The sequence below is a fragment of the Pseudomonas sp. MWU13-2105 genome (assembly GCF_023242315.1).
In the GTDB taxonomy this organism is placed as follows: Bacteria; Pseudomonadota; Gammaproteobacteria; order Pseudomonadales; family Pseudomonadaceae; genus Aquipseudomonas.
The window spans coordinates 321,377-334,855 of sequence record NZ_JALLIY010000002.1 but is presented as its reverse complement, the minus strand read 5'-3'; the positions used below and the strand labels follow the sequence as shown (position 1 = coordinate 334,855).

Annotated in this window: 10 protein-coding genes and 1 pseudogene; 4 read left to right on the top strand and 7 right to left on the bottom strand. The window is 61.4% G+C overall.

Going from position 1 to position 13,479, the window contains the following annotated elements; genetic code table 11:
• Nucleotides 1-9: 9 nt before the first annotated feature.
• Genes M5B96_RS04245 through glyA form a run of 4 tightly spaced genes read right to left on the bottom strand, consistent with a single transcriptional unit; the run spans nt 10 to nt 5,895 of the window.
• Nucleotides 10-3,027, bottom strand: a complete 3,018-nt coding sequence (locus M5B96_RS04245; RefSeq protein ID WP_248795261.1) for a sarcosine oxidase subunit alpha — start codon at nt 3,025-3,027, stop codon at nt 10-12.
• Nucleotides 3,024-3,353: a sarcosine oxidase subunit delta gene (locus tag M5B96_RS04240; protein WP_100938567.1), complete on the bottom strand. Its 330-nt coding sequence runs from the start codon at nt 3,351-3,353 to the stop codon at nt 3,024-3,026. Before M5B96_RS04240 ends, M5B96_RS04245 begins: the two co-directional genes overlap by 4 nt.
• Nucleotides 3,354-3,367: 14 nt before the next feature.
• Nucleotides 3,368-4,618 carry a sarcosine oxidase subunit beta gene (locus M5B96_RS04235; RefSeq protein ID WP_100938568.1) on the bottom strand — a complete coding sequence of 417 codons (1,251 nt, stop codon included), beginning with the start codon at nt 4,616-4,618 and terminating at the stop codon, nt 3,368-3,370.
• Between the two features lie 23 nt (nt 4,619-4,641).
• Nucleotides 4,642-5,895, bottom strand: a complete 1,254-nt coding sequence (gene glyA, locus M5B96_RS04230; protein WP_248795260.1) for a serine hydroxymethyltransferase — start codon at nt 5,893-5,895, stop codon at nt 4,642-4,644.
• A gap of 345 nt (nt 5,896-6,240) precedes the next feature.
• Here glyA and M5B96_RS04225 point away from each other — a divergent pair, with 345 nt between their 5' ends.
• Nucleotides 6,241-7,281 carry a threonine aldolase family protein gene (locus M5B96_RS04225; RefSeq protein ID WP_248795259.1) on the top strand — a complete coding sequence of 347 codons (1,041 nt, stop codon included), beginning with the start codon at nt 6,241-6,243 and terminating at the stop codon, nt 7,279-7,281.
• Between the two features lie 838 nt (nt 7,282-8,119).
• Here M5B96_RS04225 and M5B96_RS04220 read toward each other — a convergent pair.
• The gene (locus M5B96_RS04220) at nt 8,120-8,425 is read right to left on the bottom strand and encodes a cell division protein ZapA (RefSeq protein ID WP_248795257.1); all 306 of its coding nucleotides are present in this window, start codon (nt 8,423-8,425) and stop codon (nt 8,120-8,122) included.
• On the bottom strand, nt 8,422-8,652 hold the full coding sequence (locus M5B96_RS04215; RefSeq protein WP_248795256.1) for a hypothetical protein: 231 nt from the start codon (nt 8,650-8,652) through the stop codon (nt 8,422-8,424). The genes M5B96_RS04220 and M5B96_RS04215 overlap by 4 nt, the downstream gene beginning before the upstream one ends.
• 213 nt (nt 8,653-8,865) lie before the next feature.
• On the opposite strand from M5B96_RS04215, the pseudogene M5B96_RS32655 reads away from it, so the two are divergent.
• Both M5B96_RS32655 and M5B96_RS32650 read left to right on the top strand, forming a co-directional pair.
• A pseudogene (locus M5B96_RS32655) lies at nt 8,866-9,705 on the top strand (MCP four helix bundle domain-containing protein); the annotation flags it as partial.
• Complete coding sequence (locus M5B96_RS32650; protein ID WP_412548580.1) at nt 9,688-10,560, top strand: methyl-accepting chemotaxis protein; 873 nt, start codon at nt 9,688-9,690, stop codon at nt 10,558-10,560. The pseudogene M5B96_RS32655 and the gene M5B96_RS32650, both read left to right, overlap by 18 nt.
• Nucleotides 10,561-10,740: 180 nt before the next feature.
• On the opposite strand, the gene gbcB is transcribed toward M5B96_RS32650, so the two are convergent.
• Nucleotides 10,741-11,841 carry a glycine-betaine demethylase subunit GbcB gene (gbcB, locus tag M5B96_RS04205; protein ID WP_248795252.1) on the bottom strand — a complete coding sequence of 367 codons (1,101 nt, stop codon included), beginning with the start codon at nt 11,839-11,841 and terminating at the stop codon, nt 10,741-10,743.
• Between the two features lie 284 nt (nt 11,842-12,125).
• Between gbcB and gbcA the strand changes: the two genes are divergently transcribed.
• Nucleotides 12,126-13,421, top strand: a complete 1,296-nt coding sequence (gene gbcA, locus M5B96_RS04200) for a glycine-betaine demethylase subunit GbcA (protein WP_248795250.1) — start codon at nt 12,126-12,128, stop codon at nt 13,419-13,421.
• Nucleotides 13,422-13,479: the final 58 nt, after the last annotated feature.

The window sequence follows — 13,479 nt, the reverse complement described above, 5'->3', positions numbered from 1 at the left end:
ACTACGGCGTCAGATGTTCTGGCGGTCCCCTTTAGGATCGAAGAACACCGAAGAAACGATTTCCGCCTCAATCACGCTGCCATCGGCCAAGGGTGCGAACACCCGCTCACCCATGCGCTTCAAGCCGCCCTTGACCACCGCCATGGCAAACGAATAGCCAAGCGAGTTGTGGGCATAGCTGGAGGTGACGTGACCGACCATCTTCATCGGGATCGTCTGCTTGGTGTCGAACACCAACTGCGCGCCTTCCGGCAGCCACTTGGTCGGATCGATCGGCTTGAGCCCGACCAGTTGCTTGCGCTCTTCACGCACGCAGTCTTCACGGTTCATCCCGCGCCAGCCGATCCACGAGAACGGCTTGGTCCGGCCCACGCACCAACCCATGTTCAGGTCGTCCGGGGTCATCGAGCCGTCAGTGTCCTGGCCGACGATGATGAAGCCCTTCTCGGCCCGCAGCACGTGCATGGTCTCGGTGCCGTACGGGGTCAGGTTGTACTGCTTGCCGGCCTCGACGACCTTCTCCAGCACACCCATGGCGTAGTCGGCCTGGACGTTGACCTCGTAGGACAACTCGCCGGTAAAGGAAATCCGGAACACCCGCGCCGGCACACCGCCGACCAGGCCTTCTTTCCAGGTCATGAACGGGAACGCGTCCTTGTCCAGGTCGATGTCGGTGACTGCGCTGAGCAGCTTGCGGCTGTTCGGCCCGGACAGGGTCATGGTCGCCCAGTGGTCGGTCACGGAGGTGAAGTACACCTTCATGTTCGGCCATTCGGTCTGATGGTACAGCTCCAGCCACTGCAGGACGCGAGCCGCACCGCCGGTGGTGGTGGTCATCAGGAAGTGGTTGTCGGCCAGACAGGCGGTGACGCCGTCGTCGAAGACCATGCCGTCTTCCTTGCACATCAGGCCGTAGCGGGCCTTGCCCACATCGAGCTTGGTCCAGGCGTTGGTGTAGATGCGGTTGAGGAACTCACGCGCGTCCGGGCCCTGGATATCGATCTTGCCCAGGGTCGAGGCGTCGAGCAGGCCGACGCTGTCGCGCACGGCCTTGCACTCACGCTTGACCGCGGCGTGCAGGTCTTCGCCGTTACGCGGGAAGTACCATGGACGTTTCCACTGGCCGACGTCCTCGAACTTGGCGCCCTGCTTCACATGCCAGGCCTGCAAGGCGGTGTAGCGCACCGGCTCGAAGATATGCCCGCAGTGCCGGCCGGCGACCGCGCCGAAGGTCACCGGCGTGTAGTTCGGACGGAACATGGTGGTACCCATCTGCGGGATGGTCACGTTCAGCGAACGGGCGGCGATGGCCAGGCCGTTGACGTTGCCCAGCTTGCCCTGGTCGGTACCGAAGCCCAGTGCGGTGTAGCGTTTGACGTGTTCGACCGATTCGAAGCCTTCGCGGGTCGCCAATTCGATGGCGGCGGCGGTGACGTCGTTCTGCAGGTCGACAAATTGCTTCGGCGCCCGTGCAGTGGCTTTTTCGTGGGGTACCTGGAACAGCGCCAGGGTGGGCTCTTCCAGACGCGACAGGGCTTTGGGCAGCACGCCTTCGACAGCCTTGAAACCGGCTTCGCTGGCGGCGCGAACGCCACCTTCAAAACCATCGGCCAGGGCATCGGCCAGGACGTACACGCCGTTGATGCCGCCGACGCATACGCGTTTCTGCGGTGCTTCGCCGGGCACGAAACCGAGGATATCTTCGCGCCAGGTCGGCTTGCCGCCCAGGTGCGAGGCCAGGTGGACCACCGGGCTGTAGCCGCCGGAGCTGGCCACCAGGTCGCACTCCAGCCATTCGCCTGGGCTGGTGACTTTATGCGCCTTGACGTCGATGGCGGCGACGCGCGCCGCGGTCACGTGCTTGCTGCCACGGGCTTCGATCACCGCACTGCCGGTGAGGATGCGAATCCCCTTGGCCCGTGCTTCTTCCACCAGCGCACCGCGTGGGTTGCTGCGGGCATCGGCGATGGCCACCACTTGCAGGCTGGCATCGAGCCAGTCCAAGGCCACGCGATAGGCGTGATCGTTGTTGGTGCTCAGCACCAGCTTCTTGCCCGGGGCCACGCCGTAACGGCGGACGTAGGTCGAAACGGCACCGGCGAGCATGTTGCCCGGCACGTCGTTGTTGCCGTAGACCAGCGGACGCTCATGGGTACCGGTGGCCAGGACCACGCGTTTGGCGCGGACCCGGTGGATACGCTGGCGCACCTGGCCGATCGGCGCACGGTCACCGAGGTGATCGGTGAGGCGCTCGTGAATGGTCAGGAAGTTGTGATCGTGGTAGCCGTTGACGGTAGCCCGTGGCAACAGCAGCACGTCCGGCAGGCCTTTCAATTCGGCGATGACGCTGGCGACCCACTCGGCCGCCGGCTTGCCGTCGAGGCTTTCGCGGGAGTCGAGCAGGCTGCCGCCGAACTCTTCCTGCTCATCGGCCAGGATCACCCGCGCGCCGCTGCGCGCGGCGGCCAGTGCGGCGGCCAGGCCGGCAGGGCCGGCACCGACGATCAGCACGTCGCAGTGCTGGTTCATGTAGTCGTAGGTGTCCGGATCGTTCTCGGTCGGCGAGCGACCGAGGCCGGCGGCCTTGCGGATGTACTTCTCGTAGGTCATCCAGAACGACTGCGGGTACATGAAGGTCTTGTAGTAGAAACCCGGCGGCATCAGCTTGCCGCCGACCTTGCCGAGAATCCCCATCATGTCGTTGTTGACGCTCGGCCAGCCGTTGGTGCTGGTGGCCACCAGGCCCTGATACAGCGCTTGCTGGGTGGCACGCACGTTGGGGATCTGGGTGGCTTCGGTGGCGCCGAGTTGCAGCACCGCGTTCGGCTCTTCGGCACCGGCGGCGAAGATGCCCCGGGGACGGGAATACTTGAAGCTGCGGCCGACGATATCAACGCCGTTGGCGAGCAACGCGGCGGCCAGGGTGTCGCCTTCAAAGCCTTTGTAGACCTGGCCGTTGAAGGTGAAGCTCAAGACTTTGTTGCGGTCGATCCGACCACCGTTGGACAGGCGATTGACCTGGCTCATACCTTCTCTCCCACAGCCGCGCCGGGCACTTTCGAACTGTCTGCTTTAGCGGTGAATTGCGGCTTCTCGCCAATCTTGTAGCTTTCGAGAATCTCGTAGGTGACGGTGTCGCGGGTCACGTTGAAATACTGCCGGCAACCGGCAACGTGGTCCCACAGCTCGTGGTGCAGGCCGCGCGGGTTGTCGCGGAAGAACATGTAGTCGCCCCACTGCTCGTCGGTACAGGTGCCCGGGTCCAGGGGACGCGGGATATGCGCCTGGCCGGAAGCGTGGAATTCCTCTTCGGAGCGCAGCTCGCCGCAATGAGGACAGAAGATATGCAACATAGGGATTTCTCCTGTTAGTGGGCGACCGCAGCAGCACCGTGTTCGTCGATCAACGCACCGTTATGGAAACGGTCGATGGAGAAGGGAGCGGCCAACGGGTGCATTTCACCCTTGGCCAGGCTCGCGGCAAACACGTTGCCCGAGCCGGGGGTAGCCTTGAAGCCGCCGGTGCCCCAACCGCAGTTGAAGAACATGTTCGGGACCGGGGTTTTCGAAATGATCGGGCAGGCGTCCGGGGTGGTGTCGACGATGCCGCCCCACTGACGGTTCATGCGCACGCGGGACAACACCGGGAACATCTCGACGATGGCCTGGATGGTGTGCTCGATCACCGGATACGAACCGCGCTGGCCGTAGCCGTTGTAGCCGTCGATACCGGCACCGATCACCAGGTCGCCCTTGTCGGACTGGCTGATGTAGCCGTGCACGGCGTTGGACATGATCACGCTATCGATGATCGGCTTGATCGGCTCGGACACCAGCGCTTGCAGCGGGTGCGACTCGATCGGCAGGCGGAAGCCGGCCAGCTTGGCCATGTGCCCGGAGTTACCGGCGGTGACCACACCGACACGCTTGGCGCCGATAAAGCCCTTGTTGGTCTCGACACCGATGCACACGCCGTTTTCCTTGCGGAAACCGATCACTTCGGTCTGCTGGATCAGGTCCACGCCGAGGGCGTCGGCCGCACGGGCGAAGCCCCAGGCCACGGCATCGTGACGGGCCACGCCGCCACGACGCTGGACGGTGGCGCCCATCACCGGGTAACGGGCATTCTTCGAGCAGTCCAGGTACGGAATCTCGTCCGCCACCTGTTGGGCGTTGAGCAGTTCGCCGTCGACGCCATTGAGGCGGTTGGCACTGACCCGACGCTCCGAATCACGGATGTCCTGCAGGGTGTGGCAAAGGTTGTAGACACCACGCTGGGAGAACATCACGTTGTAGTTCAGGTCCTGGGACAGGCCTTCCCACAATTTCATCGCGTGTTCGTACAGGTGCGCCGATTCGTCCCACAGGTAGTTGGAACGCACAATGGTGGTGTTACGGGCGGTGTTGCCGCCGCCCAACCAGCCCTTCTCGACCACGGCGACGTTGGTGATGCCATGTTCCTTGGCCAGGTAGTAGGCGGTCGCCAGGCCATGCCCGCCACCGCCGACGATGACCACGTCATAGACCTTTTTCGGGGTCGGCGTGCGCCACATTTTCTGCCAGTTTTCATGATGGCTGAGAGAGTGCTTGAAGAGGCCGAAGCCCGAATAGCGTTGCATAGTCATTTACTCCAAAACCGCTCTCAGCGATAAACCGGGAAGTCCGCGCACAGGGCTGTCACGTGCTTGGCGACGTTCGCCTCGACATCGGCGTCGCCGAGGTTGTCGAGGATGTCGCAGATCCAGCCGGCCAGCTCGACGCACTGGGCTACTTTGAAACCACGGCTGGTGACGGCCGGGGTACCGATGCGCAGACCGGAAGTGACGAACGGCGACTGCGGATCATTCGGCACGGCATTCTTGTTCACGGTGATATGGGCACGGCCCAGGGCGGCATCGGCCTCTTTGCCAGTCAGGCCCTGACGGATCAGGCTGACCAGGAACAGGTGGTTGTCGGTGCCGCCGGACACTACATCGTAGCCGCGTTTGATAAATACGCCCGCCATGGCCTGGGCGTTATCGATCACTTGCTGCTGGTAGACCTTGAAGCTCGGCTCCAGCGCTTCCTTGAAGCTCACGGCCTTGGCGGCGATCACATGCATCAGCGGGCCGCCCTGGCCGCCGGGGAATACCGCGGCGTTGAATTTCTTTTCCAGCTCTTCGTTGGCCTTGGCCAGGATCAGGCCGCCACGGGGACCGCGCAGGGTCTTGTGGGTGGTGGTGGTGACCACATCGGCATACGGCAGCGGGTTCGGGTACAGGCCCGCGGCGACCAGGCCGGCGACATGGGCCATGTCGACGAAGAAATAGGCGCCCACTTTGTCGGCGATTTCACGGAAGCGTGGGAAATCGAGGGTTTTCGAGTAAGCCGAGAAACCGGCGATGATCATTTTCGGCTTGTGCTCGACGGCCAGGCGCTCGACTTCGTCATAATCGATCAGGCCGGTGTTGGTGTCGATGCCATACTGCACGGCGTTGTAGAGCTTGCCGGAGAAACTGACCTTGGCGCCGTGGGTGAGGTGACCGCCGTGGGCCAGGCTCATGCCCAGTACGGTGTCGCCGGCGTTGAGCAGGGCCAGGTAGACCGCGGCATTGGCCTGGGAACCGGAGTGCGGCTGGACGTTGACGTAGTCGGCGCCGAACAGTTGCTTGGCGCGTTCGATGGCCAGGGCCTCGACCTTGTCCACGTGCTCGCAGCCGCCGTAGTAGCGCTTGCCCGGATAGCCTTCGGCGTATTTGTTGGTCAGGCCACTGCCCTGGGCCTGCATGACGCGCTTGCTGGTGTAGTTTTCCGACGCGATCAGCTCGATGTGATCTTCCTGGCGCTGCTCCTCGGCATTCATGGCCGCCATCAGTGCATCGTCATAACCCTGGATCTGGTCTTGCTTGCTGAACATCGCGTCTCTCCCAGCGGCGGCGGTGCGCCATTCGTCTCGGTGAGGCCTTTACCTTACGGCAGTGCCCTTTGGATGCGATGGTATGGCCGACGCAGACCGATCAAATGCCTATGGACGCCACGCAAAGGTGCGTTTACGACATGACTTCAAGCACAAGGATGATCAATGCCTGGACAACCCCGTGGGAGCGGAGCTTGCCCGCGAAGGCGTCGGCACTGTCGAGCTATTTTGTGTGTTGCTGACCCTGGCCCCTTCGCGGGCAAGCTCCGCTCCCACAACTGTGCCTGTGCGATAAGGTCAATTCTGGTTACAGTGCGCACCATAATCGTTCACAAGGACCGGGCCATGACCGACAAGAGCCAACAATTCGCCAGCGACAACTACTCCGGTATCTGCCCCGAGGCCTGGGCCGCCATGGAACAGGCCAACCACGGCCACCAGCGCGCCTACGGCGACGACGAATGGACCCAGCGCGCCGCCGACGGTTTCCGCCAGCTGTTCGAAACCGACTGTGAAGTGTTCTTTGCCTTCAATGGCACCGCGGCCAACTCCCTGGCCCTGTCGTCGCTGTGCCAGAGCTACCACAGCGTGATCTGCTCGGAGACCGCCCACGTCGAAACCGACGAATGCGGCGCGCCGGAGTTTTTCTCCAACGGTTCCAAGCTGCTCACCGCGCGTACCGAAAACGGCAAGCTGACCCCGGACGCGATCCGCGAGATCGCCCTCAAGCGCCAGGACATCCACTACCCCAAGCCCCGCGTGGTGACCCTGACCCAGGCCACTGAGGTCGGCAGCGTCTACACCCCGGATGAAATCCGCGCCATCAGCGCCACCTGCAAGGAACTCGGCCTGCACCTGCACATGGACGGTGCGCGCTTCTCCAATGCCTGCGCCTACCTCGGTTGCACCCCAGCCGATCTGACCTGGAAGGCCGGCGTCGACGTGTTGTGCTTCGGCGGCACGAAAAACGGCATGGCGGTGGGTGAAGCGATCCTGTTCTTCAACCACGACCTGGCGGTGGATTTCGACTATCGCTGCAAGCAGGCCGGACAGTTGGCCTCGAAAATGCGCTTTCTCTCGGCGCCCTGGGTCGGCCTGCTGGAAAACGACGCCTGGCTCAAGCACGCCCGCCACGCCAACCACTGCGCGCAGCTGCTCAGCAGCCTGGTCAAGGACATCCCCGGCGTGGAACTGATGTTCCCGGTGGAAGCCAACGGCGTGTTCCTGCAACTGTCGGAAGCGGCCATCGCCGCGCTGACCGCCAAGGGCTGGCGCTTCTACACTTTCATCGGCAAGGGCGGCGCACGCTTCATGTGCTCGTGGGACACCGAGGAAGAGCGGGTGCGGGAACTGGCGGCGGATATTCGAGAAGTCATGTCCATCTAGCCCAACTTCTTTCAATCGCGCTTTTCAAGATAAAGCGCGATATGGCTTGCTCGACTTTTCAACCAGCCAAATATCCTGAGCCGTTATGAAATTTCACAATAAACCGCTGCACCCTGATCAGCAACGGGAATACCCTCGCACGCAAACAATCAACAGTAAAAAATAAACCTTATAGAAAACAATCCTCTGCTCCCGGGCTCACGCCCTATCAAACTCAAAACACAAAACCCAAGCGGCGTCTACTGTCAAGTTTGACAGTAGACGCGTGCAGCGCTCAAAAACAAGATCAGTACGACCTTGAGCGATGAGGCAGGCAATACGCACTCCGTAGTATCAATTGAGGCAGGGAAAATAGTCTTTCTTCAATAATTGATATAAAGAAGAGGTGACTCACCATGCCACGGGCGCTGGAGATCTATATTTCTTTCATCGATGGGCCACACTATGTGGTCCCCCACAATGATGCACATCGAGAGATTCTTGTTGGCGCGCAGAACGGCGACTTTGTTGTCGTAACCGTTAATGGAAAACAACACTTTGGAAGGGTAGTCGAAAAAACATCATGATGGGCGCCGATCAGAACTGGGCGCTTAGTTTGCTTCTACTGCAACGCCCAATACCACCTAACGTTGAAAAACTTCAAAACAAACCTGCTTGAATGTCATCACCCTAGCGGGTTGGCATAACGGGTTCATTTATCCATGGATAAGTCATTAACACGACCCACCTATTCAATACAGATAAACGAACCCGTCACCCGGCCATGAATATAGACAAGCTTTGATCACCGCCGACACTCCAGTGCTCGGCCCAGGACGGCCAACGCATCCAAACGGGACTATCCGGGCTGCCCAACCGACCGCGCAATCACCTCGACCGTGGCGCTGACCTGCTCCTGGTAACGGTCGAGCTCCTCGCGGTGACGCTGCTGTGCTTCGATCTGCTGCGAGCACAGGTTCAACGCCGCCAATACCAGCAGTTTATCGCCGATCAGCGTGGGGAACTTCTTCTTGGTGTCGGCCAGGGCGGCCCTGAGCATCACGGTCGCATCCTGCAACGTCCGTTCCTGGCCGGCGGGTGCCTTGATCGAATAGTCCTCGCCGAGGATCGAAATGACCGTCACCCCATCGCTGCTGGTTCTCATGCGCTCACGGGACCCGCGCTGACACGCTCGACCAGCGCCTGGATACGGGCGGCGGTGGTGCCGTGCTTTTCTTCCTGCTCCATCAGGCTCAGTTGCAGGCTTTCATTTTCATCCCTGGCCTGGGCCAGCTCGGTGCTCAGCGCGGTATTGGCGGCCAGCAGCTCCTGTTTTTGCTGAACCAGCTCGCTGACCAGTTGTTCCAGTTGACTGAGGGAAGCTTCCAACATTTTTCTTGATCTCTCGGGCAGTTTCAAAGGGCGCGTACGATAAAGAAAAGCCCCCTTGTTTGCCAGGGGAAAACTGTCGCAAAGCCTTGATTTTCCTGGCGGGATACTTTTCTTCGAACCTTAGGGACTGCGATTGCCAGGACATGTTCCCCACCCCCTGTCGGAAACCTTCAACTGCGACAAATACGCGCAGGGACTTAAGACTTTAGTCTAATGACCGATAGGTCTTTCAGACACGTTTTAAAAGCCGCACGGAATGCGCCCTCCTCTCAGGTAGCCACCATGTCCCTACGCAACATGAACATTGCCCCGCGCGCATTCTTCAGCTTCGCCCTGATCGGCGCGCTGATGCTGATCCTGGGGATATTTGCCCTGAACCAGATGAGCAAGATCCGCGGAGCGGCCGAAGAGCTCAGCACCAACGGTGTACCGAGCATCAAGAGCCTCGACGATCTCACCCAACTGACCCTGCGCCTGCGGGTCTTATCCTATCGCCTGGTGACCAACCGTGCGCCCGACGAGCAACAGAAAATCCTCGACCTGCTCACGCAGCGCAACCAGCAGATCGGCAAGGCCCAGGCCATTTACGAAAAACTGATCACCAGCCCGGAAGAGCGCACGGCCTACGACCAGTATGTGCAAGTGCTCGGCCAGTACCGTCAGCTCGAAGAGCGCATGAAGGGCCTGTCGCGCAACAATCAGGTCAGCGAACTGGCGAGCCTGATCAACACCGAGTTACTGGCCAACTCCGACCAGATCAATAACGTGCTCGCCAAGCTGGTGGAAATCAATACCCAGCAGACCAGCGATACCAATCAACAGGCCTCCGACCAGTACGCTTCGGCGTTCAACCTGGTGGTGGGCTTGCTGGTGGTGGCCACCGGCCTGACCTTGCTGTTTGCCTGGCTGCTGACCAACAGCATTACCCGCCCCATCGCCGACGCCCTGACCGCCGCCGAGCAGATCGCCGAAGGCGACCTGACCCGGCCGATCAAGGTCGAGGGCAACGACGAAGCCGGTCGCCTGTTGCAGGCCATGGTCAAGATGCAGCAAAAACTACGCGACACCCTGCAGCGTATTTCCGGCTCGGCGACCCAGCTTGCATCCGCGGCGGAAGAGCTGAACACCGTCACCGACGAAAGCGCCAAGGGCCTGGTGCGGCAGAACAACGAGATCGAGCAGGCCGCTACCGCCGTCAATGAAATGACCAGCGCCGTGGAAGAAGTCGCGCGTAATGCCGTGAGCACTTCAGAAGCCTCGAAGAATGCCACCGCCTCGGCCGGTGACGGTCGCGACCTGGTGCAGGAAACCGTCGGCGCCATCGAACGCATGAGCAGCGATGTACAGAGCACGGCGACGCTGATCGGCAACCTGGCCAAGGAGTCCCAGGACATCGGCAAGGTGCTCGACGTGATTCGCGGCCTGGCTGACCAGACCAACCTGCTGGCCTTGAACGCGGCGATTGAAGCGGCACGGGCCGGGGAAGCCGGTCGTGGTTTTGCCGTGGTGGCGGACGAGGTCCGCGCCCTGGCGCACCGTACCCAGCAGTCCACCAGCGAAATCGAACGGATGATCGGCAGTATCCAGGGTGGCACCGAGCAGGCGGTGGATTCGATGCGCAACAGCACCGAGCGGGCTGAGTCGACCTTGAACATCGCCAAGGGCGCGGGGATGGCGCTGGATACCATCAACACGGCGATTGTCGAGATCAACGAGCGCAACCTGGTGATCGCCAGTGCGGCGGAAGAGCAGGCTCAGGTGGCCCGCGAGGTGGATCGCAACCTGGTGAATATCCGCGATCTATCGGTGCAATCGGCGACCGGGGCGAACCAGACCAGCGCGGCCAGCAGTGAGCTGTCGCGCCTGGCGGTGGATTTGAACAGCATGGTGGCGCGTTTTAGTCTGTAAACCTCAAAGCTGCGGATCGCCGCCCCTTGTGGCGAGGGGGCTTGCCCCCGCTCGGCTGCGCAGCAGTCGTAAAATCAGCAAATGCGGTGTGTCAGGCTGACCGTGTTTTCAGGGTTTGGGGCTGCTTCGCAGCCCAACGGGGGCAAGCCCCCTCGCCACAAAGAGACCGCGGTCTTTCTGTCAGTACTCGATCCGCACATCGCCCTTCGGCACGCTGCAGCACGACAGGATATAACCCTCGGCCACATCGTCGTCGGTGATCCCGCCGTTGTGCTCCATCTCCACTTCACCGCCCAGCTTCAACACCTTGCAGGTGCCGCAGATGCCCATGCCGCAGGCCTTGGGAATCATCAGGCCAAGCTTGGCCGCCGCCGCATGCACGGTTTCCCCCGGCGCCACGCGAATGCTCTTGCCGGTCGCGGTGAACTCCACCTGGTGCAGGTCCGCGGCATCCACTTCCGGCGCCTCGGCGGCCTGTTCGGCCTGTTCCACCGCGTCGGCTCGCGCCTCCGCAGGGGTCGCGCCAAACGACTCCTCGTGATAACGGCTCATATCGAACCCGGCCGCCTCCAGCAGACGCTTGACCGCGTTCATATACGGCGTCGGGCCGCAGCAGAACACTTCGCGTTCGAGGAAGTCCGGCGCCATCAGTTCCAGCATCTTGTGGTTCAGGTAGCCACGATAGCCGGCCCAGGGCTCGCCCAGGCCGTGCTTTTCACAAATCAGGTGCAGGCTGAAGTTATCGATCCGCGACGCCATGTGCTCCAGCTCGCGGTGATAGATGATGTCCTTCGGCGAACGGGCGCTGTGGATAAACACCATGTCGACATTCCCGTTGGTGTCGTAGAACCAGCGGGCCATGGACATCACCGGGGTGATACCAACGCCGCCGCTCAGGTACAGCACCTTCGGGCTCGGGAAATCGATGGCATTGAACAACCCCACCGGCCCATGCACCGCCAGCTCCTGGCCCTCGTGCAGGGTGTCGTGCAACCAGTTCGAGACACGGCCGCCGGGTACACGCTTGATGGTCACGGAAAAGCTGTAGGGCACCGAGGGCGAGCTGGAAATGGTATAGGAGCGCATGATCGGCTCGCCTTCGATCTCCAGCTCCAGGGTGACGAACTGCCCCGGCTTGAAAAAGAACATGATCGGCTGGTCAGCCATGAAGCAGAAGGTGCGTACATCCCAGGTTTCCTGGATGACTTTCACACAGCGCACGATATGCCGACCATTGGCCCAGGTCTGGGTCGTTACCGGATTCAGGAAGTTGTTCGACATATTGTTCTCCACCGCCGACTGTCGGCTCTATGTTGGCGATTCTGCGCAAGGGTCGAAGCGACCATTTACCTATCCGCGACATTGGCATGCTTATCGCGACCAGCCCGCAACGACCGGGGGTTGCGCGTCGGGAACGGATTCGGCCATGTCGCCCATGGATAAGGTTCGTGTCGCTGCCAGCCGCACACTCCATCGCAAATGATCCACTGTATTTCCGTACTTGCGTGCTAACCGTATCAGCCACTATTCGCCGGCCACACCGCATGGCCATGAGGACTAAATCGATGGACGTCACCGCAACCCTGAGCTTGGGCGATCCGCTGGAACCCGCACGCAAGGCCACCGCGCAAATGCTGCAAGAGCGCGAGCGCACCTTCTCCCTGCCGCAACCGTTCTACTCCGATGAGCGGCTATTCGAAATCGATATGCAGGAAATCTTTCAGAAAGAGTGGTTGATCGCCGGCATGACCTGCGAAATCCCGACCAAGGGCAACTACATGACCCTGCAGATCGGCAAGAACCCGATCATCGTGATTCGCGGCGCCGACGGCGTGGTCCACGCTTTCCACAACGTCTGCCGCCACCGCGGTTCGCGCTTGTGCACCAGCGACAAGGGCAAGGTCGCCAAGCTGGTCTGCCACTATCACCAGTGGACCTACGAGCTGGATGGCCGCCTGCTGTTCGCCGGTACCGAGATGGGCGCCGACTTCGACATGAAGCAGTACGGCCTCAAGCCGGTACACGTGAAGACCTCCGGTGGCTACATCTTCATCAGCCTGGCGGAAAACCCACCGGCCATCGATGAGTTCCTGACGACCCTGAACCACTACATGGAACCCTACGACATGGAAAACACCAAGGTGGCGGTGCAAACCACCTTGATGGAAAAGGCCAACTGGAAGCTGGTGCTGGAGAACAACCGCGAGTGCTACCACTGCGGCGGCTCCCACCCGGAACTGCTGAAAACCCTGCTGGAATGGGACGACGTCACCGACCCGCGGGCCGACCAGAAATTCAAGGACCACGTGGCCGAATGCACCGTGGCCTGGGAAGCCGAGAAGATCCCTTACGCCCACGCCAGCTTCGGCCTGCGTAACCGCATCGTGCGCATGCCGCTGCTCAAGGGCACCGTGTCCATGACCATGGACGGCAAGCAGGGCTGCAAGAAGCTGATGGGCCGGATCAAGAACCCGGACCTGGGCTCGATGCGCATCCTGCACCTGCCGCATTCGTGGAACCACTGCATGGGCGACCACATCATCGTGTTCACTGTGTGGCCAATCAGCGCCCAGGAAACCATGGTCACCACCAAGTGGCTGGTGCACAAGGATGCGGTCGAAGGCGTCGACTATGACGTGGCGCGCATGCGCGAAGTCTGGGATGCGACCAACGACCAGGACCGTCGCCTGGCCGAAGAGAACCAGCGCGGGATCAACTCCACGGCCTACCAGCCGGGCCCGTACTCCAAGACCTACGAGTTTGGCGTGGTCAACTTCGTCGATTGGTACAGCGAGCGGATGTTGAGCAACCTGGGGGCCGAGCCTGCGCCGTACCTCAAGGGCGTGCCGGTGCACGGCTAAGGTCAAAAGCTTCGCGGGCAAGCTCCGCTCCCACAGGGGTTTTGTGATCGGTCGCAAA

Excerpts from the sequence above, each read along its gene's own strand:
- M5B96_RS04235 (WP_100938568.1), bottom strand. The coding sequence starts at position 4,618 with ATGCAACGCTATTCGGGCTTCGGCCTCTTCAAGCACTCTCTCAGCCAT.
- M5B96_RS04240 (WP_100938567.1), bottom strand. The coding sequence starts at position 3,353 with ATGTTGCATATCTTCTGTCCTCATTGCGGCGAGCTGCGCTCCGAAGAG.
- M5B96_RS04220 (WP_248795257.1), bottom strand. The coding sequence starts at position 8,425 with ATGAGAACCAGCAGCGATGGGGTGACGGTCATTTCGATCCTCGGCGAG.
- M5B96_RS04215 (WP_248795256.1), bottom strand. The coding sequence starts at position 8,652 with ATGTTGGAAGCTTCCCTCAGTCAACTGGAACAACTGGTCAGCGAGCTG.
- M5B96_RS04245 (WP_248795261.1), bottom strand. The coding sequence starts at position 3,027 with ATGAGCCAGGTCAATCGCCTGTCCAACGGTGGTCGGATCGACCGCAAC.
- glyA (WP_248795260.1), bottom strand. The coding sequence starts at position 5,895 with ATGTTCAGCAAGCAAGACCAGATCCAGGGTTATGACGATGCACTGATG.
- gbcB (WP_248795252.1), bottom strand. The coding sequence starts at position 11,841 with ATGTCGAACAACTTCCTGAATCCGGTAACGACCCAGACCTGGGCCAAT.
- gbcA (WP_248795250.1), top strand. The coding sequence starts at position 12,126 with ATGGACGTCACCGCAACCCTGAGCTTGGGCGATCCGCTGGAACCCGCA.
- M5B96_RS32650 (WP_412548580.1), top strand. The coding sequence starts at position 9,688 with ATGGTCAAGATGCAGCAAAAACTACGCGACACCCTGCAGCGTATTTCC.
- M5B96_RS04225 (WP_248795259.1), top strand. The coding sequence starts at position 6,241 with ATGACCGACAAGAGCCAACAATTCGCCAGCGACAACTACTCCGGTATC.